17 protein-coding genes are annotated in these 19517 nt (G+C 54.9%); 8 read left to right on the top strand and 9 right to left on the bottom strand.

What is annotated here, in order from left to right; genetic code table 11:
- Positions 1-280: 280 nt before the first annotated feature.
- Positions 281-1303: a LacI family DNA-binding transcriptional regulator gene (locus EE896_RS16780; protein WP_008925461.1), complete on the bottom strand. Its 1023-nt coding sequence runs from the start codon at positions 1301-1303 to the stop codon at positions 281-283.
- 324 nt (positions 1304-1627) lie between these two features.
- On the opposite strand from EE896_RS16780, the gene EE896_RS16775 reads away from it, so the two are divergent.
- Positions 1628-2578 carry an ABC transporter substrate-binding protein gene (locus EE896_RS16775; RefSeq protein WP_003850981.1) on the top strand — a complete coding sequence of 317 codons (951 nt, stop codon included), beginning with the start codon at positions 1628-1630 and terminating at the stop codon, positions 2576-2578.
- Here the strand turns inward: EE896_RS16775 and EE896_RS16770 are convergent.
- Positions 2571-3452 (bottom strand): PfkB family carbohydrate kinase, encoded by an 882-nt coding sequence (locus EE896_RS16770; protein ID WP_078804815.1) that lies wholly within the window; start codon positions 3450-3452, stop codon positions 2571-2573. The two genes, EE896_RS16775 and EE896_RS16770, sit on opposite strands and share 8 nt — an antisense overlap.
- 29 nt (positions 3453-3481) lie before the next feature.
- Here EE896_RS16770 and EE896_RS16765 point away from each other — a divergent pair, with 29 nt between their 5' ends.
- On the top strand, positions 3482-4327 hold the full coding sequence (locus tag EE896_RS16765) for a BtpA family protein (RefSeq protein ID WP_003850977.1): 846 nt from the start codon (positions 3482-3484) through the stop codon (positions 4325-4327).
- A gap of 315 nt (positions 4328-4642) precedes the next feature.
- On the opposite strand, the gene EE896_RS16760 is transcribed toward EE896_RS16765, so the two are convergent.
- On the bottom strand, positions 4643-5272 hold the full coding sequence (locus tag EE896_RS16760; protein ID WP_003850975.1) for an NADPH-dependent F420 reductase: 630 nt from the start codon (positions 5270-5272) through the stop codon (positions 4643-4645).
- Positions 5273-5374: 102 nt separating this feature from the next.
- Here EE896_RS16760 and EE896_RS16755 point away from each other — a divergent pair, with 102 nt between their 5' ends.
- The gene (locus EE896_RS16755; RefSeq protein ID WP_003850972.1) at positions 5375-6283 is read left to right on the top strand and encodes a LysR family transcriptional regulator; all 909 of its coding nucleotides are present in this window, start codon (positions 5375-5377) and stop codon (positions 6281-6283) included.
- A 9-nt stretch (positions 6284-6292) separates the two neighbouring features.
- Here EE896_RS16755 and EE896_RS16750 read toward each other — a convergent pair whose 3' ends face one another.
- From EE896_RS16750 to EE896_RS16740, 3 genes are all read right to left on the bottom strand, one after another.
- Positions 6293-7573 carry a DUF445 domain-containing protein gene (locus EE896_RS16750; protein ID WP_140916150.1) on the bottom strand — a complete coding sequence of 427 codons (1281 nt, stop codon included), beginning with the start codon at positions 7571-7573 and terminating at the stop codon, positions 6293-6295.
- A 26-nt stretch (positions 7574-7599) separates the two neighbouring features.
- The gene (locus EE896_RS16745; RefSeq protein WP_140916152.1) at positions 7600-9102 is read right to left on the bottom strand and encodes a helicase HerA-like C-terminal domain-containing protein; all 1503 of its coding nucleotides are present in this window, start codon (positions 9100-9102) and stop codon (positions 7600-7602) included.
- Positions 9103-9221: 119 nt separating this feature from the next.
- Positions 9222-10793, bottom strand: a complete 1572-nt coding sequence (locus EE896_RS16740; protein ID WP_140916153.1) for an ABC transporter substrate-binding protein — start codon at positions 10791-10793, stop codon at positions 9222-9224.
- 689 nt (positions 10794-11482) lie between these two features.
- Here EE896_RS16740 and EE896_RS16735 point away from each other — a divergent pair.
- Genes EE896_RS16735 through EE896_RS16725 form a run of 3 tightly spaced genes read left to right on the top strand, consistent with a single transcriptional unit; the run spans position 11483 to position 15284 of the window.
- On the top strand, positions 11483-12211 hold the full coding sequence (locus tag EE896_RS16735; RefSeq protein WP_008925470.1) for a gluconate 2-dehydrogenase subunit 3 family protein: 729 nt from the start codon (positions 11483-11485) through the stop codon (positions 12209-12211).
- Between the two features lie 36 nt (positions 12212-12247).
- On the top strand, positions 12248-14017 hold the full coding sequence (locus EE896_RS16730) for a GMC family oxidoreductase (RefSeq protein ID WP_033762281.1): 1770 nt from the start codon (positions 12248-12250) through the stop codon (positions 14015-14017).
- A gap of 4 nt (positions 14018-14021) precedes the next feature.
- Positions 14022-15284 carry a c-type cytochrome gene (locus EE896_RS16725; protein ID WP_140916154.1) on the top strand — a complete coding sequence of 421 codons (1263 nt, stop codon included), beginning with the start codon at positions 14022-14024 and terminating at the stop codon, positions 15282-15284.
- A gap of 43 nt (positions 15285-15327) precedes the next feature.
- Here EE896_RS16725 and EE896_RS16720 read toward each other — a convergent pair whose 3' ends face one another.
- The 3 genes from EE896_RS16720 to EE896_RS16710 form a co-directional block, all read right to left on the bottom strand.
- Positions 15328-15996, bottom strand: coding sequence for a MarC family NAAT transporter (locus EE896_RS16720; protein WP_003850965.1), 669 nt, complete (start codon positions 15994-15996; stop codon positions 15328-15330).
- A gap of 15 nt (positions 15997-16011) precedes the next feature.
- Complete coding sequence (locus EE896_RS16715; protein WP_003850964.1) at positions 16012-16647, bottom strand: hypothetical protein; 636 nt, start codon at positions 16645-16647, stop codon at positions 16012-16014.
- 129 nt (positions 16648-16776) lie between these two features.
- On the bottom strand, positions 16777-17286 hold the full coding sequence (locus EE896_RS16710; protein WP_105099515.1) for a YjjA family protein: 510 nt from the start codon (positions 17284-17286) through the stop codon (positions 16777-16779).
- Positions 17287-17830: 544 nt separating this feature from the next.
- Here EE896_RS16710 and EE896_RS16705 point away from each other — a divergent pair.
- On the top strand, positions 17831-18232 hold the full coding sequence (locus EE896_RS16705) for a YsnF/AvaK domain-containing protein (RefSeq protein ID WP_003850961.1): 402 nt from the start codon (positions 17831-17833) through the stop codon (positions 18230-18232).
- A gap of 16 nt (positions 18233-18248) precedes the next feature.
- Entirely contained in the window at positions 18249-19241 is a 993-nt protein-coding gene (locus tag EE896_RS16700) for a YsnF/AvaK domain-containing protein (RefSeq protein ID WP_110411689.1), read from the top strand.
- The last annotated feature ends 276 nt before the right edge of the window (positions 19242-19517 follow it).

Here is a 19517-nt window from a genome sequence, read left to right as displayed (position 1 = left end):
GCACGGTTTACACCCTTGTAAACCGGTTTACCTGCAGGATAAAACCTTTGTCTCAACACACAGAACAACACGCTACAACGATATTTGTTTGCCAGGTACGACATTGCAGCTTCCGTGCCAGCCTGTGAACAGGCGCTACACTCGCGGTCTAACTAACTGTAATAAAATGCATTTAACATTTTACTTTAGGTAAACCGGTTTACTTACTATAAACCTGAGAAATTAAAAAGCTCATTATTTGCGCCAAAGCTGTGCGCTTTTGCGCCATTCTGGGACGTTGTTAACAAATTTGGATCGAGTCACGCGCCACCCACTCTACCGGCAGGCGGGTTTCGGCAGGGATCGACAGGTCATCATTCAGAATACGCAACATAATCTCTACCGCCGTGCGGCCCAGCTCGCGTGCGGGCTGGCGGATGGTTGAAATACGGGGTAGGGTGAAGTCGGCATAGGTCGCGTCATCAAAGCCCACCAGCGACAGCGCTTCGGGTGCTTTGAGTCCGCGCGCGCGCAGGCCATCCATCAATCCCAGCACGAGAAAATCACTGGCAGCAAAGACGGCGGTAGGGCGCTCAGCGCAGCTAAACAGCCGTTCCAGCGCCTGTTTACCGAACTCGCGCTGGTATTCGCCATACATCACCCATTCAGGCAGGACATGCAGGCCAGCCTGCTCCATGGCGGTGCAAAAGCCCTGGTAGCGTTCACGCACACTCATCAGTTCATCCGGACCGCCGACAAAGGCAATGTGCCGGTGACCTGCGGCGATCAGGTTTTCGGTAGCAATCCGGCCTCCCTGAACGTTGTCGGCAAAGACCTTAGGCACCACGCTACCCGGAATATCTTCATCCAGCAGCACGATGCGCTGGTGGCGGTTAATTTCTTTACGTAACAGGCCGTTATCAGGATGGTTGGTGGTAAACAGCAGGCCGTCCACCTGGCAGGTATCCAGCCAGCGGATAAACTGACTCTCTTTGCCAGGGTGGTTTCGGGTAATGCAGAGCACCAGGCTGTAGCCATGGGCAGAGGCGGCTTCTTCGGCGGCATCCGCCAGTTCGGCAAAGAAGGGGTTGGTAATATCGGGTAGCACCAGCCCCAGGGTTTCACTGCCGCCCTTGCTCAGGCGACGAGCCAGGCTATTACCGCGATAATCCAGCTGGCGAATCGCCGCTTCAATGCGGTCGATCGTCTCCTGCGGCAGGATAATGCTTTGATTCATATAGCGGGAAACGGTCGCTTTTGACAGTCCGGCCAGCGCTGCAACATCGGATAACAGCACCCGTTTTTTACTCATATCATCTGCCATCTTGCCCGGAATCGGCTATCAGTAACACAGTTGCGCGCAGCGAATACAGTTTTTTCCCTGACCGCTGACGATAAAATAATCGCTTGACAAAATTTAAGCAGAAGCGAATGTTAGAGGCAGTTTACCGCATTACCCGGGAGTCACTCCCAAGCCCGATTACTCTCTTTCATACGTGCACCATAATGGACGGTGTGCAGAAAGTCGATTATTCAGGTCCTGGCTGAAGCAGCCATTCAGACGATATTTGCCCGCCAACAATAATCCCTCTGCATTTCGATGCGGAGATCGACTGGTTATCTCTCATTCCCGACGAGGAATTTTAAGATGATGGCATTTAACACCAGAAAACTGCGCGCTGTTGCACTGGCAACCGGCTTACTGTCTGCGGGTTCGTTATTTTCATTGGCGCAAGCCGCTTCCACATATGCGCTGGTTCAGATTAATCAGCAGGCCCTGTTTTTTAATCAGATGAACAAGGGCGCCCAGGAAGCAGCGAAAGCAAGTGGTAAAAATTTAGTGATCTTCAATGCCAACGATAATCCCGTGTCGCAGAACGATGCGATAGAAAATTATATTCAGCAGGGCGTGAAGGGCATTATGGTGGATGCAATTGACGTCAACGGCATTATGCCAGCCATAAAAGAAGCAGCGGCAGCTAAAATACCGGTGATTGCCATTGATGCGGTATTACCAGCGGGGCCGCAGGCAGCACAGGTAGGCGTGGATAACCTGGAAGGCGGCAAAATTATTGGTAAATATTTTGTCGACTACGTGGCGAAAGATATGGGCGGCAAAGCGCGGCTGGGCATTGTGGGCGCACTGAATTCGGCCGTACAGAACCAGCGTCAGAAAGGGTTTGAAGAAACCATCAAGAGCAATCCGGGTATCACCGTGGCGGATGTGGTTGATGGTCAGAACGTGCAGGATACTGCGATGACAGCAGCAGAAAACCTGATTACCGGTAACCCGGATTTAACGGCTATCTACGCGACCGGTGAACCCGCTCTGCTGGGTGCGATTGCTGCCGTTGAAAATCAGGGGCGCCAGAAGGAAATCAAAGTCTTTGGCTGGGATCTGACCTCAAAAGCCATCAGCGGCATTGATGGCGGTTATGTCACGGCCGTGCTGCAGCAGGATCCGAAAAAGATGGGTGAAGAGGCAGTAAAAGCGCTGAACGCGCTTACGTCGGGCAAAACGGTGGCAAAAACCATTCTGGTGCCGGCCACAGTGGTAACCAAAGCTAACGTGGACAGCTACCGCGCGATGTTTAAGTAATCGCTGACTCGCCGCCTGACTGGAGCAGTGCGGCGAGCTCTTCTGCAGTGGGAAAGGCCTGACGTGTGCCATAACGGCTGACGGTCAGCGCAGCAGCCTGACTGGCATGCGCGAGTGCTAATGCATCAATGTCACCCTCGCGCAGGATCGCGGAAGCCAGCATCACGGCCAGAAAAGTATCGCCTGCGCCGGTGGTATCTACTGCATCGGCGGGGTGCGCCGGGCAGAATATTCGCTGGTCGCCCTGAGTGAGCCAGACACCTGCACTTCCGAGCGTAGTCACCACTGTGTTTACTGCGTCGGGCTGTAACTGTTGCGCTTCGTGCTGATTGACCACGGCGATATCCACCAGCGACCAGCATGCGGCAAAACCGGCGTGCACTGGCGAGGGGTTAAAGACGGTAATCAGTCCCTGGGACTTAGCCAGACTGAACAGCGCATGGGTTTTCTCAGGGGAGAAATTGCCCTGCTGCACCAGCAGATCGCCTGGACGCGCGCTGGCAAGATGGTGGCGAAGCGTATCAATATCCAGCGCCTCGGCCGCCGTCTTACTGGTAATAATGGCGTTATCGCCATCGGCGCTGTGCAGAATAAGTGAGGTGTCGCTCAACGCGGTAATGGACTGCGTGGGCAATAACGTCACGGGCTCGTTCATGAGCTGCTGACGGATCCATTTTCCATTGCTGTCATGACCGGTCGCGGCAAGTAAACAGGTCTCGATGCCGCAGCGGGATAATACGATCGCCTGGTTCGCGCCTTTGCCGCCGATATCCTGCGAACGTTGATAACCGTGAACAGAGGCGCCCTTAGCTGGAATATCGGTAACAGACCAGGTTTCATCGACAGTAATATTACCAGCCACATAAACACGCATAGTGTTTTCCTGAACAGGATTAAGAAGCGATGGTTGCTATATCAGCAGAAAAAATTGATGCAATACAAGCGATATTTTCCCGTCCTAAAGCTGTTATTGGTGTTATTCACTGTGACCCTTTTCCGGGTTCGCCTAAATATCGCGGTAAACCCGTCAGCGCGATAATTGATCGAGCATTACGTGATGCGGAAAACTATATTCTGGGCGGCGTTCACGGCCTGATTGTGGAAAATCATGGCGATATTCCTTTTTCCAAACCTGAGGATATCGGCCCGGAAACGCCGGCGCTGATGGCGGTGATTACGGAAAAAGTACGCGAACGTTTCGGCGTGCCGCTGGGTATTAATGTGCTGGCGAACGCTGCATTACCTGCTTTTGCCACCGCGCTGGCGGGCGGGGCGGATTTTATCCGCGTCAATCAGTGGGCCAATGCTTATATCGCCAACGAAGGTTTTATTGAAGGGGCTGCCGCGAAAGCGCTGCGCTACCGCAGCCAGCTGCGCGCCGAACATATTCGGGTGTTTGCCGACAGTCACGTTAAACACGGCAGCCATGCGATAGTGGCCGATCGCTCCATTCAGGAACTGACACGCGATGTTGATTTCTTTGAAGCAGATGCAGTTATCGCCACCGGACAGCGCACCGGTGACAGCGCCACACTGGAGGAAATCGACGAGATCCGCGCCGCCACCACCTTACCCCTGCTGGTGGGGTCGGGCGTCACACCCGCTAACGTCTGCCAGATTCTGGGCCGCACGCAGGCCGTAATTGTGGCCAGTGCACTTAAGGTGGATGGTGTCTGGTGGAACGATGTGGATCGCGAGAGGGTAAAACACTTTATGGCGATCGCACAGGCTGCGCTGGATCCGGCTTAACCACCGTTTATCACCTGGCGCAGACCACAAAAAACCCTGCTGATGAGGCGTAATGCTTGTCAGTTAAGCTTTTAAGAACGCCGCAGCGGGTAACGCTGCGGTTTCTTTTTTACCGCCCGCGGATAATGCTTCTTTAAGGATTTTCACTCAGCCACTGGATCGTTCAACCGATCATTTCTGTCTTAACTGATCGGCATTACGCGAAAGCGGCCTTTTTAGTTGGCTAACCGTGCCAGCTCAGGGAGCATACGTTTATTAGCCGTCTGCGAATGACGGTTTCAGCCGCTTTTCTCTATACCCACAGGCTGTTTATGCTTAGCGCCGGGTGGTCTCCAAAAGTGTCCTGATAAGTTGTTCTCTGCTGAGTGCGACACAATAGGCGGGTGTCGCACGCTCGAAACGCCAGCCTTCCGCTAACGCGCCCGCATCCACCGCATCAAACCCAAAGGCATCATAAAGCGCCGTGACGATAGCCTTTCCTTCGCTGTCATCTCCCGCCAGCGGTAGCGCCTGACGGTTCGCATCGCCCGGGGGCAGGCCCTGGGTTTCCAGATCGGTCATGCGGATGGCATTAAATGCCTTGGTGATCCGGCTGCCGGGAAACTGGCGGGCAAGCCGTTCACTGGTGCTGATGCCACCACTAAGTAGCTCTTCGATGTCGCCATCGCGGTCGGGATAGTAATTGACCGCATCAAGCACGATTTTTCCCCGTAACTCCGCTGCCGGAAGTTGCTCAGTTGCCGTGAGCGGCACAGCGATCACGACCACTTCGCCGAAGTTTGCAGCCTCGGTGGCAGTACCGGTTTCGCAACCAATCATCGGTTTCAGACTGAACAGCGTTCGTGGATCACGCGAGTTGCTGAGCATCACCTCATGTCCCGCTTTAATTGCCAGTTTTGCTATCGCCCGGCCAACAAAACCTGCGCCAATAATGCCTATTTTCATGGGTTGTTCCTCAATGAGTTTTCACGTCCTGACCTTAATTAAAAACAGGAGGTGAATAAACCGACAAACGGACGCAATATAAACAACCAACAGGAGGGAATCATGGATCGACTTACCAGCATGAACGTATTTGTTACCGTCGCGGAATCAGGTTCGTTTGCCGCCGCCGCCGGGAAATTGCTCATCTCACCGCAAATGGTGGCGAAGCATATCGCGGCGCTGGAGAGGCATCTCGGCACGCTACTTCTGCATCGCACCACGCGACGACAAAGCCTGACGGATGTGGGCCGCAATTATTACGAACGCTGCAAAATCGTGCTGGCAGACGTGCAGGAAGCAGATGCAATTGCGCTGGATATGCAGCAGCGTCCGTCCGGTACGCTAAAGGTCAGCGCGCCGGTCACCTTTGGTTCTTTTAGCCTGGCACCGTTTGTCACCCGCTATCTTGATCGGTTTCCTGATACGCAGGTTGATCTTGAACTCAGCGATCGGCTGGTTGATCCGTTTGAAGAGGGATATGAGGTGGTGATCCGGATTGGTGCGCTGCCCGATAGTTCGATTATCGCCCATCCGTTGCAGCCCTATGAGCTGATAGCCTGCGCGTCACCCGCCTATCTGGCGCGGCACGGTTTTCCTGCCACGCCAGCAGATCTGGAGAACCACGCCTGTCTCGTTTATGGGATATGGTCGCCTTCAAAACCCTGCCGCTGGGTGTTTACTCAGGCCGGGAAAGTCGAAGAAGTGCATCCGCAGGGAAGAATGCGATCGAATGACTGGAAAGCGCTCCTGCACGCAGCGCTGGAGGGCTACGGCATTACCCTGGGACCCGCCACCATTCTGTCTGAAGAGATCAGGCTGGGCAGGCTGGTCCAGGTGCTGCCCGATTATGCCGGGCCAGCACGTCCCATGCATGTGCTAATCCCAGCGGGCCGTCGCCAGACGGTGAAAATCCGCAGCTTTGTTAAGGCCATCATCACCGGGTTTGGCCTCTATCCACCTGCATCCGGCTAAACCAGGCGGTTAGCGGCTCAGCAGCGGGATTAACTGGGGTAGCTGCGACAGCAGATAGAGAATCAACCCGATGGTGCCGCCCACCAGCGTGCCGTTGATGCGGATGAACTGCAGGTCTTTGCCAATGTTCAGCTCGATCTGCTGCGACATGTCGCGTGCATCCCAGCTCTTGACGGTGTCGCTGATGTGACGCGTCAGGAAGCTGGCAAACTCCGGCGCCACGCTGCGCGCCGCCTGCTCCAGATGCTGATTCATTGAGTCCCGCAGCGCCGGGTCGGCCGCCAGGGTTTCACCCAGCCACATCGCGGCACCGCGTACTTTCTCCTGCACCCGCGAATCATCACTGCTGAGATCGGCTTTGAGCCAGTTGCGCATGTCATTCCACAGCTCGCCGATATAGCGGTTGAATGAGGCATCCTCTTTCAGCCAGCCTTTGATCTCTTCGGCGCGCTGGGCCATTTCCGGATCGTTCTGCAACTTAACGATCAGCTTGTCTACCGCCCGGTTAAAGCCGAGACGCAGCTCATGGCCCTGATCCAGAGCCACATCATCCAGCAGCGAATCGACCGCGTTCGACACCAGCTCGGCGCTGTGTTCGCCCAGCCATTCGGTCGGCAGCATTTTGGCTTTGATCGGATGCTCGCGTTTGAGCCAGCGCACCAGCTGCATGGCAATAAACTCGCGGGTACTGGGCTTATGCAATAACTTCAGCAGCTGTTCGATGGCCGCATCCAGCAGCGCCTGATGACGGTTATTTTTGGTCAGGCTCTCCAGCACCATGGCGCTGGTCTGGCTGAGGTCGACCTTGTCAATCGCACGATGCACGGCGCGACGCATAAAGGTCTGGATCCGCGCGTCATCGGTCAGATCGAGGAAACCACGCATCACCTGCAGCAGATGGCGGCCGATGCGGTCCGCGTTGCCCGGCGCATTCAGCCACTGCGCCAGCAGGTTTGAAGGATCGTGACGGCGAATGAGATTCAGCAGTGAATCGGTATCAAGAAACTTCTCCTGCACAAAGCGCCCGAGGTTCTCGCCGATACGATCTTTGTTGCGCGGGATGATGGCGGTATGGCGTGAGATAAAGGGCACCGGCACGCGCCGGAACAGCGCCACCACCGCAAACCAGTCCGCCAGTGCGCCGACCATTGCGGCCTCCGTAATCGCTTTGACGCCGCTGACCCAAAAGCCAGGAGGCAGAAAAAGGGTGACGATAAAAGTGGCTGCGGCGAGCAGTAACAGCAACAGTGCCAGACGTTTCGTCCGTTTCAGTTCGTATTGTTTATCCATAACCTGATCTTAGCAGAGAGCCGGGTTCATCGGCGACGGCCACCCAGCAGGCTGCCGAGTACCCCACGAATGATCTGACTGGTGATCTGGCGGGTGGCGCTTTTCGCCATGGTTTGCACCACACCGTCGTGCTTACCGCCGCGCGGACCGGTTCGGCCAAACAGGATCTCTTTCAGACCACCGATAATGCCATCGTCTGCCGCAACCTCGTCGCCTTTGGCTGGTGGTGCACCGGCTTCATCGCTGGCGGCCTGGACGCCTTTTTGCAGCTTTTCAAATGCCGATTCGCGATCGATTTCAGTATCATATTTGCCATACAGCGGCGAATGGTTGATTAAGCCGTTGCGTTCATCGCCGGTAACCGAACCCATGCGCGAGCCGGGCGCAATCACCATGGCGCGTTCCACTACCGACGGGCTGCCTTTGGCATCCAGGAAGGATATCAGCGCTTCGCCGGTGCCCAGTGCCTGAATCGCCTCAACACTGTTAAATGACGGGTTGGCACGCAGGGTATCGGCGGCGGTTTTTACTGCTTTCTGATCTTTGGGGGTGAAAGCGCGCAGGGCATGCTGCACGCGGTTGCCGAGCTGCCCCAGCACCCGATCGGGAATATCTCCTGGGTTCTGAGTGACAAACCAGACGCCGACGCCTTTGGAGCGGATGAGCCGCATCACCTGTTCGATTTTCTCCAGCAGCACCGCGGGTGCATCGGTAAACAGCAGATGCGCCTCATCAAAGAAGAACACCAGCTTTGGCTTATCGAGATCGCCCGCTTCCGGCAGATGCTCATAAAGCTCCGACAGCAGCCACAGCAGGCTGGTGGCATAGAGTTTTGGCATTTGATAAAGCTTCTCGGCGGAAAGGATGTTGATCACCCCTTTGCCATTGCTGTCGACGCGCATCCAGTCGGCGATATCCAGCATCGGTTCACCAAAGAAGTGTTCCGCGCCCTGTTGCTCCAGCGTCAGTAATCCGCGCTGGATTGCGCCGACCGAGGCGCTGTTGATGTTGCCGTAATGCGTCTGGAAACTTTTGGCGTTGTCACCAATGTACTGAGTCATGGCGCGCAGATCTTTGAAGTCCAGCAGCAGCAAACCCTGGTCATCGGCGATGCGGAAAATAATCTGCAGCACGCCGCTCTGTACTTCATTGAGGTTCAGCAGACGCGCCAGCAGCAGTGGCCCGAGATCGGAGACAGTGGCACGCACCGGATGACCTTTCTCGCCGAAGATATCCCATAGCACCACCGGACTGCTTTGCGGCTGCCAGTCGGTGACGCCGATTTTCGCCAGCCTCTCCTGCAGCTTTTCGCTGGACTGGCCCGCCATTGCCACGCCGGTCAGGTCGCCTTTGACGTCGGCCATAAAGACCGGCACGCCACTGGCAGAGAACGATTCGGCCAGCTTCTGCAGCGTAACGGTTTTACCGGTACCGGTCGCGCCGGTGATCAGGCCATGGCGGTTGGCCATTTGCGGTAACAGATGAAGTTCAACGTCTGGCGTACGGGCAATCAGTAGCGGGGAAGTCATGATTTTCCACTCTCAGGCTGAAGGTTATGCCTGAAGGATAGCAAGCCAGAGCGGCACAGGAGGAGAACTATTCACCAAAAAAGCCGTTGCTGCGTGAAGCAACGGCCTCAAACCAGGACTTACTTCTGCACCTCTTCAAAATTCAGCAGGCTGACACCGATGCCCTGCTGCAGGTGATTAAGGTTGCTGCGTACCGCCACCTGGACCGCACTCTGTAGCAGCACAACAAACGGCGAATCCTGTTGGATGCGGGTTTGCAATCCGGTATAGAGGTTGCGGCGTTTCACGGCGTCGCTCTCTCCGGCGGCGGCGCGGGTCTGGGCACTGAGTTCCGGAATGGACCAGCCGACGCGCCAAGCCAGGGTTTTACCGCCGCCTGGCACGTTAGAGGCAAAGGTGCTGGCATTACTGTTAGGGTCGATGTAGTCCGCGCCCCAGTAGGTGAAGATTGCCTGAAAGTCGCGGCTGCGCATTTTGCTCCACAGCTCTGATTCCGCCACCGGCTGGATATCGAGATTCACATCCGCTTTGGCAAAACTCGCCTGCAGCGCCTGCGCCACATCAATATAAGGCGGCTGGTTCACTACTGTCAGCGCGATATGCGTGCCGGGTTTAATGCCGCCTTTTTGCAGTATCGCCTGCGCCTTTTTCAGATCGTAATGGAACGGCGTGCTGTTCAGCGCACCGTCAAAGCCGTCCGGCAGGAAGCTCTGATGGATGCGGTACTGACCTTTCAACAGCTGGTTTGCCAGGCTGTCATAGTCAACCAGCCAGCGAGCCGCCTGCCATAGAGCCGGATTCCCCAGCGCCGGTTGCTGCGGACTTTGGGTGTTAAAGCCGATGTAATAAAGCAGGCTGGACGGGAAGGCATCGACACGCACATTCGCTACATTTTTCAGTGCGGCAATCTGATCCGGACCGAGCTGACAGGCGACATCCACATCACCCTGCTGGATCAGCAGACGGCGGCTGCCAGGATCGGCCACGCCCTTGAGTAATACGCGCTTCAGATGCGGCTTCTGGCTGCTGTGGGGATTGGCCTCCAGCACCAGCGCCTGTAGCGGCACAAACTGTTTTATGGCATAAGCCGCACTGCCAGCGGAGTGGTTCTTCAGCCAGGCATTGCCGTAATCGTTGCTGCTGGCGTGTTCCTGCGCCAGTTTACTGTCGACGATGGAGGCGACCGGCGCGGTAAGCAGGCGCAGCGCCAGATCGCTGCCGATCTCCGCGGGCCAGCGCAGCTCAAACTGGTGGTCATTGATCACCGTGAATTGCTGATCGATATTTTCCGGCGTCCAGCCAAACTCGCCCAGGATAAAAGAGGGCGCTTTATTGAGTCTGACGGCGCGGGTTAAGGAGAAAACAACATCCTGCGCGGTGAGCGGATGACCGCTGGCGAAATGAGCCTGCGGGTTGAGGTCAAACACCAGGCTGTGGGGCGTTTTCCCGGCCTGCCAGCGTGTGGCAGCCAGTGGCGAGAGCTTCTGCGGGTTCTGGTGATCCGGCTCCAGCAGCGTCTGGTAGATATTGCGCAGGCTGCTATTACTGACGGTTTCAAAACTTTCCGCCGGATCGAAACTGATGATGCCATCGAGTGGCACAGCGACCACCAGAGTGTCAGCAGGCGTGGCGGCATGTGCCGGGTGAACCAGTGCCAGAGCAGTAACCAGTGACAAGAGTGTTTTGCGCATTGAGCATTATCCTGAGCCGTTGATTGCTCTACTCTATCGGGCGCCTGATAATCTCAAAATGCCGGTTTGTTATGAGCTTTGCACAAATATTTGCGTAGCGATTCGGGCAAAGAGACAAAATAAGATAGTGTCTGTCAGTAATTATTTCGTCGTTACTTTAAAATGCACAAAATTAATACGCTTTTACTCATGCGATCACAAATTGCGCACTGTCTGATTGTGCGGCTGATAAAGCCACTATAGTGTTAACGATCAGAAACGCTTTTCTTGTATGGAAGTATGATTTTTTTTTATCGGTTAGCAGACGTGATGATGACAGAGTGAAAATAACGCCCTCCATTCTGCGTCGAATCAGCCAAATACCCGATGTTTATGCGGTTTTATCCCCGATTTCAGCGATGTAAATCTTTTACCTCTCGATAACCCTTCTGCAACACCATGATAAACTTTCACTTCGACATCTTTTTAATTCAATTTTTACATTCAGAAATATTTATATCCCTAATATTGCCAGGTTATTAACCGATAAGTTCCGTTAGTCACCGAACCATAATTTTACCCGCCCTTGTCTGTTTTGCCGTCGTCAGTGCTGTTTGCATTTATCTCTGCGTGGAGTTTCCTGACTCTATTCAGCCTTTCAGCGACATAACAAATTAAACGGGTATTTAGCAGATGAGAGTCGTGCGGATATGCTTTTAGAAAAACCCACCACCAGGCGTAAATTTTTGCTCGGTTCACTGCTGGCGTTGCCATTAAGTGAGCTGGTCCTGAAAGGCATGACTGCGGCACAGGCTGCAGAGATGGCTGCACCCGAGTTAACCGATTACAAACCGATCTTTTTCAGCGCCGATGAGTGGCAATTCATTCTGGCTGCTACCGACCGCCTGATTCCGGCGGGCGGCAAAGGCAAAGCGCCGGGCGCGCTGGAAACCAACGTGCCAATCTTTATCGATCAGCAGCTGCACAGCGAGGCGTTTGGCAGCGAAATCTACCTGCAGGGGCCTTTTAATACCCAGGCGCCGGCCACCATGGGTTATCAGATTCCGTTCCGCCCACAGCAGATGTATCAGACCGGTATCCGGCTGATTAATCAGTGGTCGCAGAACACACATCAGAAAGCGTTTCATGCACTGACGCTGGAAGAGAAAGATGCGGTGCTGACCCAGGTCAACAAAAACGAGATCGATTTTGCCGCGCTGGGCGAAGCCGATCTTAAACCTTCCCATTTCTTCAGCCAGCTGCTTTCAGATACCAAGCATGGCTACCTGGCCGACCCGATGTACGGCGGTAATAAAGGCATGAAAGCCTGGATCGCCATCGGATTCCCGGGCGCGCGTGCCAGCTTCACCGAATGGGTGAAACAGCACAACGTGCCTTATCCGCTGGGCCCGGTCAGCATCAAAGGTGAACGCGCATAACGCGCTTCCACATCAGGTATTTGAAACAGGATTATCATGGCACAGGTTACTAAAAAAGAAGTCGACGTCGTGGTCTGCGGCCTCGGCTGGGCAGGCTCGCTGATGAGCATCGAGCTGGCGCTGGCCGGTCTGGACGTGCGCGCGCTGGAGCGTGGCGGCGATCGTGATTACGACGAGTTCGCCTATCCAAAACCGGCGGATGAATACGCCTATGCAGTGCGCAACAAAGTGTTTGCAACGCCCGCCGAAGTGGCGGTCACCGTACGCTACAACAGCAGCCAGACCGCATTACCCACCCGTAAATGGGGCGCGTTTGCACCGGGCACCGGCGTAGGTGGTTCTGGCCTGCACTGGACAGCGGTACTGATCCGTCCGACGCCAACCGATATCAAACTGAAGACCTATGTCGACGAGGCGTATAAGCCGGGCATTCTGCAGGATGATATGCGGGTAATGGACTTCCCGTTCAGCTGGGAAGAGATCGAACCTTATTACTACAAATTCGAACTGATTTGCGGCCAGTCGGGCAACACTGGCAACCTGCGCGGCAAAATCATGGAAGGCGGCGATCCGTTTGAAGGCCCGCGTTCAGAGCCTTATCCGCTGCCTGCACTGGATGACACGCTGAACAACGTGATGTTCAAAGAGGTGGCGACCAGACTCGGTTACCATCCGTTCCCGAACCCGTCAGCCTGTGTGTCGCGTGCATGGAAAAACCCGTACGGCAACCAGATCGCCCCGTGCAACTACTGCGGCTATTGCAGTAAATATCCTTGCCTGAACTACTCCAAGGCGTCGCCGCAGACCGCAGTCATGGATTCGCTGAAGCGCATGCCGAACTTCTCGTATGAAGTTAACGCAGAAGTGATCAAGGTGGTGCTGAACGATGATAAGAAAACCGCGAAAGGCGTGATCTACATCGATGCGCAGGGCAACGAGTGCTTCCAGCCCGCGAAAATTGTGGTGCTGAGCAGCTTCCAGCTCTACAACGTGCGTCTGATGCTGCTCTCCGGCATCGGCAAGCCTTATAACCCGATTACCGAAGAGGGCGTGGTAGGGCGTAACTACGCGTTCCTGTCGAACGGCGGCGCGACGCTGTTCTTCAAAGATAAAAACTTCAATCCGTACGCCACCGCGGGTGCGACCGGCCAGATGTTTAACGATATCTCGCCAGGCAACTTCGACGGTCCTTCGCTCGGCTTCCTGGGCGGCGCGAAGATCCACAGTTCACAGGCGACCGGTACGCCGATCAGTACTGCGCTGCCAAAAGGCACGCCATCCTGGGGCATGGGTTACAAGGAAGGTCTGGAAGAGTGGTACGGTCATTCGATGAAGATCAGCATCACCACCACCTGCCAGTCTTACCGCGATATCTATCTGGATCTCGATCCCAACTACAATGATCACCGTGGTCTGCCACTGCTGCGCATGACGTTTAACTGGAAAGAGAACGAGCTGAAGCTGCAGCAGCATCTGAAAGGCATCGTCGGCAATATCGCCAAAGAGCTGAACCCGGACAGCATGAGTATGAGCTTCCTGCCGATGGGCGCTGATTTCGATCTCACTAAATATGTCTCTACCCACAACGTGGGCGGCGCAGTGATGGGCGATAACCCGAAAACTTCTGCACTCAACAAGTATCTGCAGAGCTGGGATGTGCATAACGTCTTTGTGCCGGGCGGTAATGCCTTCCCGCAGAACTTCCAGGCGAACCCGACCGATACCATCGGTGCAATTACCCTGATGGCGGCGCAGGCGATCAAAGATCACTACCTGAAAAATCCCGGCCCACTGGTACAGGCATAAGCGCATGAATAAGCTGAAACTGAAGTCTTTTATTTTTGCCAACGCGGTGCTGCTGGCCAGCGGATTTGCGCTGCCGGCTCACGCCGAAGATGAAGCGCAACTGATTAAGCAGGGCGAATATCTCTCCCGGCTGGGCGACTGCATGGCGTGCCACTCACTGCCCGGCAAGCCTGCTTATTCAGGCGGACTGGCGATTGAGTCGAACCTTGGCACCATCTTCTCCACCAACATCACGCCCGATAAGCAGCACGGTATCGGCAACTACAGCGAGCAGCAGTTCTCTGACGCGGTGCGCAAGGGAGTGTTACCGGACGGATCGCATCTCTATCCGGCCATGCCTTACCCTGACTACGCCAAAATCAGCGATGCTGATATCCATGCGCTCTACGCCTATTTCATGAAAGGCGTGCAGCCAAGCGCAGAACAGCCGCCGGAAACCGATCTGAGCTTCCCGTTCAGCCAGCGCTGGGGCATGCGGTTCTGGAACTGGGCGTTCGCGTCTGACAAGCCGTTCCAGCCGATTGGTGGCGCGTCAGCCGAGGTTAACCGCGGTGCCTATATCGTGGAGAGTCTGGGCCACTGCGGCAGTTGCCATACGCCGCGCGGTCTGGGCATGAACGAGAAAGCGCTGGACAGCGGTGATGATAAATTCCTGGCAGGCGGCAGCCTGAACAACTGGGATGTGCCGTCACTGCGCGGTGTGCCGCACTGGAGCGAGCAGGAGATCGTGGATTACCTGCAGACCGGCCGCAACGATAAAGCGGCAGTGGGTGGTGAGATGACCTCGGTGGTTGAGCACAGCAGCTCACACATGACCGATGCCGATCTGAAAGCCATCGCGGCCTACCTGAAGTTCCTGGGCGGCAATCCGCCATTGCAGGCGTTCAGCGTGCAGGCGCAGCAGGCAACGGAAGCGAAGCTCACGGCGGCGAAGAACCTCAGCGAAGGGGAGCGTCTCTATCTGGATAACTGCGGTGCCTGTCACTTCGTGACCGGCAAAGGCGCACCCGCGATCTTCCCGGAGCTGGATGGGGCAACCATCGTGAATGCGAAGGATCCAACCGGTCTGATCCATACCATTCTGGCCGGTGCGCAGCAGCCTTCTACGGCGAAAGCACCGTCTAAGCTGGCGATGCCGGGCTTTGCCCAGCGTCTGAGCGATGATGAAGTCGCGCAGCTGGCGACTTTTATTCGCCAGGGCTGGAGCAACACCGCGCCAGCGGTGAGTAAAGATCAGGTTGCAGAGGTACGTAAAACGCTGAAGTAATCAGGCAGTCCCCTCTGCCGGTCAGGAGAGGGGACATTCCGGCTCAGTGAAAGGTGCGCACCACTTCCAGCACGCCATTAATGATGAACTGCACGCCCATGCAGACCAGCAAAAATCCCATCAGGCGCGAGATCGCCTCAATGCCGCTTTTGCCCACCAGCTTCATGATGGCTCCCGAACTGCGCAGAGAGATCCAGAGGATCAGGCTTACCAGCAGGAAGGTCAGCACCGGCGCCACACTAATCACCCAGGCGGGAAAATCAACGCCACTTCTGACCGTCGAGGCGGACGAGATGATCATCGCAATGGTCCCGGGTCCCGCCGTGCTCGGCATCGCCAGTGGCACAAAGGCGATATTCACCGGCTCTTTGGCTTCATCCAGCTCATCCAGTTTCTGCTTAGCTTCAACCGAATGACCCGCAGGCTTGGCCGGAAACAGCATCCGAAAACCGATAAAGGCAACGATCAGCCCACCGGCCATACGCAGGCCCGGTATCGAGATGCCAAAGGTATGCAGCACCGCGCTGCCTGCGTACCACGCCACCACCATGATGGCAAAAACATAGATTGACGCCTGGCGCGCCTGCCGGTTCCGCTGCTGGTAATTCATATCACCCGCCAGCCCTAAAAACAGCGCCACGGTGGTGAGTGGATTGGCGAGCGGCAGGATCACGACAAGCCCCAGACTAACGGCTTTAATCAGCTCCAGCATGTCTGCACTCCCTGATTAGTGTTTCGGGCGCTCCAGCGCCTCAAGCAGCTCCGGGAAGAAGTCCTGCAGGATTTCTGGCGTCATCAGTTCGGGATACTGCATCAGATGTTCGCGGATACGCTCGTTGACGTCCGGCAACAGACGCTGAGCCGCAGCACTGGCGGTGATTTTGTGCTTCTTCATGGCGCGCAGCAGATCGCCTGGCAGCGTGTCTTCGTCGTCGGCGTCATCGACCATCTCCAGTGCATCGAGCTCGTCGAACATCTCCATCAGTGCTTCAGTCTGCGGCGTGCGCGACTCATATTCACGCGGATGTTCATCTTCCAGGAAGCGCAGCATGGCGCGCATAGGCGTGCCGTCTGGCGTGGACGGCGGCTCGGTGGCGAACCAGCTCAGCAGCTGATGCATGGTGACCTGATGGACGCGGAATCCACTGTCGACCAACTCATCGGCCAGCAGTTCGGCCGTTTCGTTCTCAATCAGGCAGATGTGCGTGCGTTTGGGTTCATACTGCTCCAGCCACTGGTAGATCTCTTCTATCACGCCATCGTCATACTCGAATTTTTTGCTGAGATAGCTGTCATCCTGTTCGTGAACGCAGGCCTGAATCTGATCGGGGTCGAAGTAAAGTGCGATGTTGATGCCTTTCATGCGTGCTGTCCTGTAGAAACCAAAACAACACTATAGCGCTCAACCCCAGGTTATGGGAATGTCAGGCATCACAGCATGGCGGGGTTTAAGCTCCCCTCAGTGCTGCGAGGGGAGAGAGGAATAGAGGGATCAGGAGATAAAGTTTTTACCCTGCTTCAGTACCACGTCGCAGGCTTTGGTTTTGAGCTTCTCACCCATGGGTGAGTTGCTCAGGCTTTGCAGATTCAGCTGCTGGCCATTTCCGGTATTCAGCAGGCCTGCCACGCCCTGGGTATAATCGGTTTTCTGTTCCTGCGCGGTGGTGGTGTTAAGACCGAGCTTGCTCAGCACCTGATCTTTCACCGACTGCACATTGTTTTTCACCACGTTGTGTTCGACGCAATACTGCATCACACCAGCCGCGTTGGTCATGCTGTTGGCGCTGACCGCTTTGTCGCCGCCGCCCAGCATGCTGGTAATAGAAGAGAGCGACAGACCGCCATTCTGCTGCGTGGTGCTGGTGGTGCTACCGTTGTTCTGCTGGCTGAGCTGCGACGCTGCACTGCTCAGCTGATCCTGCCAGCTTGCCGCTGATGCACTGCCTGCCACCAGAAGTGCTGCCACGCCCAAAACCCATGCACTGCGTTGTGCCTGCTTCATCTTAACCTCAGTATCTTCTTATTTAGTTTTGCTAAGAGAGGCTGACGAGCAGAAAGTTCCTGACTTCCTTTTATAAATAGCGTCTTAAATAGCACTTTGGGAATCTTCTGTAATAGAAGCGATAAAATATTCAGATGCTTGTTAGTGTTATTATTCTGTGAAGTGATTTGCTGAAGGCAGTAATAAGTGCCTCTCGCTGAAACATTATTTAATATCCTCACGTTTTTTATCAGGAATCGTCCTGGTTTAAATTAAATTTACCGCTTTGCTTATAGAGTGCTTTCTAAGCGCTTGCGTCTGGGCTGGTAATATTTACCTGAGAAACTATTTTAATATAACATCATGTGTTTCATGTAATTTTTATATTTAACGTAGCGGTAATTTAAACCGGGGTGCTTGTTTTTGATGCAAGTGTCTGTGCCGTAATTAAATTGAGTTAGCGGAGTTTTTTATTATTCCGGCTTGCGAAATCAGCCAGAGTGTTCATGCTTGATCACTGTGTCAGGCAGTTGTGGTAATTATTTAATTTAACGGGAGCGATATTATGGCTGGACAGCCAGAGCACAATAATAATGCAGACGTCACGCTTAAACTCGCTGAAGAGCAAATAGCCCTGACGAAGCAAAAGATTGTGGATGGACATGTCCGTGTTACCCGTTCCACAACTGAGCATGACGAGGTCATCAGTACACTGCTTAACCGGGAGAAGGTTGAGATTGAGCATGTAGCAAAAGCGCATCCCGTTGAAACGATGCCCGAAATCAGGGAAGAGAACGGTGTACTGATTGTCCCGGTAGTAGAGGAAGAAATCCAGATTGTCAGAAAGCTGGTGCTTAAAGAGGAGATCCACATCCGAAAAGTGCAGGAGAATGTTCCTTTTCAGGAAGTGGTGACCCGACGTAAGCAGCAGGTGAACGTTGAAAGAGATGACGATCAAATTAGCTAACAGAGAGGAACCTATCATGGCACAGGAAAAAATCGTAACACTGTTCGATTCTGCAATTCAGGCAGAGGCCGCGAAAAGAAATCTCGTGAAAGCAGGCTTTTCTGATCGGGACATCAGTCTTATCAGTGGAGAACGTTTGCAGCAGGAAGGGCAGTCTGTCCGCCATCCGAGCCTGTGGCAGCGTCTGTTTGGGCACGACGTCGATAAAGATGAGGCGGATGTCTACACCAGAGCCATGGATAAGGGCGGCGTCGTGCTGACCATCCGTACTGAGGAGGAGAAACTGGCCCGCGCCATGACGATTCTCCATTCTCATGACTCGGTAGATGTGCCGTCACGTATGCAAAGCTCAGTTAATAATGGCAGCAGCGCGCCGGGCATCAACCCGACAGCAGGTAAGCAGTTTGCCGGTGAGACCAACGACCGCCAGGTTGAACCGCGACGCACCTCACTGACCGGTGACGAGAGCGAAGCCGATATTCTGCGTCTGGCCGAAGAGCAGGTAGAAGTGGGTAAACGTCTGGTAAGCGAAGGCTCCACCCGCGTACGCCGCTATACCGTGACCGATACCGTCTCTGAAAATATTTCATTGCATGAACAGCACGCTGACATCTTCCGTCGCTCGGTGAATGAACCGGCGCTGGCGGGAGAAGTGGACTGGTCCGAGAAAACCGTCGAAGTTGCTGAGACCCATGAGCAGCCGGTGATCAACAAAACGACCCACGTGAAAGAAGAAGTGGTGGTGCGTACCGACGGCAGCGATCGTACCGAGACCATTAATGACACGGTGCGTCGTCAGGAAGTGGATATCGACCATGCACGAGGCGGTCTGGAGAGCGAACTGCCGGGTACGACTGCAGGCGTAAAACCTGCGACCGCAGCAGCAGGCGCGCAGTCACCGGGGGTACATAACCGTGACCACAAAGAGAGCCTGACTGAGAAGGTGAGCGAGAAAGCCAGCGAAGTGAAGGACAAGGTTGAAAGTAAGTTGCATGATCACTCACATTGAGGCGCTCATCCTGACAACAACAGGCGCTGACGGGTATCGCTGATACCCAATGCTGAGCATGCAAGATGCAAGAAAGAGCTAACCGTGAGGTTGGCTCTTTTGCGTTTGGGGGGGAGCGGTTATGGTTGCGGCTTGTAAACGTGGTGCTGCCTTTACACGCGGTCGCCTCAATTCTGTTTCTGGCCTGCCCGCCATTTACCGGACTGGCGATCATTCCAAAGCTTTTTCAGCCGCCACACTGTTGTTGACCATGACGCTGCTGATGCTGGCGTTCAG

It is taken from the genome of Pantoea eucalypti (assembly GCF_009646115.1).
Taxonomy (GTDB): domain Bacteria; phylum Pseudomonadota; class Gammaproteobacteria; order Enterobacterales; family Enterobacteriaceae; genus Pantoea; species Pantoea eucalypti.
This window is presented reverse-complemented; position numbering and strand designations above follow the sequence as displayed.

What these genes read in the sequence shown, in the direction of transcription:
- EE896_RS16780 (WP_008925461.1), bottom strand. Translation starts at nt 1,303, where the DNA reads ATGGCAGATGATATGAGTAAAAAACGGGTGCTGTTATCCGATGTTGCA.
- EE896_RS16740 (WP_140916153.1), bottom strand. Translation starts at nt 10,793, where the DNA reads ATGCGCAAAACACTCTTGTCACTGGTTACTGCTCTGGCACTGGTTCAC.
- EE896_RS16775 (WP_003850981.1), top strand. Translation starts at nt 1,628, where the DNA reads ATGATGGCATTTAACACCAGAAAACTGCGCGCTGTTGCACTGGCAACC.
- EE896_RS16705 (WP_003850961.1), top strand. Translation starts at nt 17,831, where the DNA reads ATGGCTGGACAGCCAGAGCACAATAATAATGCAGACGTCACGCTTAAA.
- EE896_RS16715 (WP_003850964.1), bottom strand. Translation starts at nt 16,647, where the DNA reads ATGAAAGGCATCAACATCGCACTTTACTTCGACCCCGATCAGATTCAG.
- EE896_RS16700 (WP_110411689.1), top strand. Translation starts at nt 18,249, where the DNA reads ATGGCACAGGAAAAAATCGTAACACTGTTCGATTCTGCAATTCAGGCA.
- EE896_RS16735 (WP_008925470.1), top strand. Translation starts at nt 11,483, where the DNA reads ATGCTTTTAGAAAAACCCACCACCAGGCGTAAATTTTTGCTCGGTTCA.
- EE896_RS16750 (WP_140916150.1), bottom strand. Translation starts at nt 7,573, where the DNA reads ATGGATAAACAATACGAACTGAAACGGACGAAACGTCTGGCACTGTTG.
- EE896_RS16745 (WP_140916152.1), bottom strand. Translation starts at nt 9,102, where the DNA reads ATGACTTCCCCGCTACTGATTGCCCGTACGCCAGACGTTGAACTTCAT.
- EE896_RS16760 (WP_003850975.1), bottom strand. Translation starts at nt 5,272, where the DNA reads ATGAAAATAGGCATTATTGGCGCAGGTTTTGTTGGCCGGGCGATAGCA.
- EE896_RS16770 (WP_078804815.1), bottom strand. Translation starts at nt 3,452, where the DNA reads ATGCGTGTTTATGTGGCTGGTAATATTACTGTCGATGAAACCTGGTCT.
- EE896_RS16725 (WP_140916154.1), top strand. Translation starts at nt 14,022, where the DNA reads ATGAATAAGCTGAAACTGAAGTCTTTTATTTTTGCCAACGCGGTGCTG.
- EE896_RS16710 (WP_105099515.1), bottom strand. Translation starts at nt 17,286, where the DNA reads ATGAAGCAGGCACAACGCAGTGCATGGGTTTTGGGCGTGGCAGCACTT.
- EE896_RS16730 (WP_033762281.1), top strand. Translation starts at nt 12,248, where the DNA reads ATGGCACAGGTTACTAAAAAAGAAGTCGACGTCGTGGTCTGCGGCCTC.
- EE896_RS16720 (WP_003850965.1), bottom strand. Translation starts at nt 15,996, where the DNA reads ATGCTGGAGCTGATTAAAGCCGTTAGTCTGGGGCTTGTCGTGATCCTG.
- EE896_RS16765 (WP_003850977.1), top strand. Translation starts at nt 3,482, where the DNA reads ATGGTTGCTATATCAGCAGAAAAAATTGATGCAATACAAGCGATATTT.
- EE896_RS16755 (WP_003850972.1), top strand. Translation starts at nt 5,375, where the DNA reads ATGGATCGACTTACCAGCATGAACGTATTTGTTACCGTCGCGGAATCA.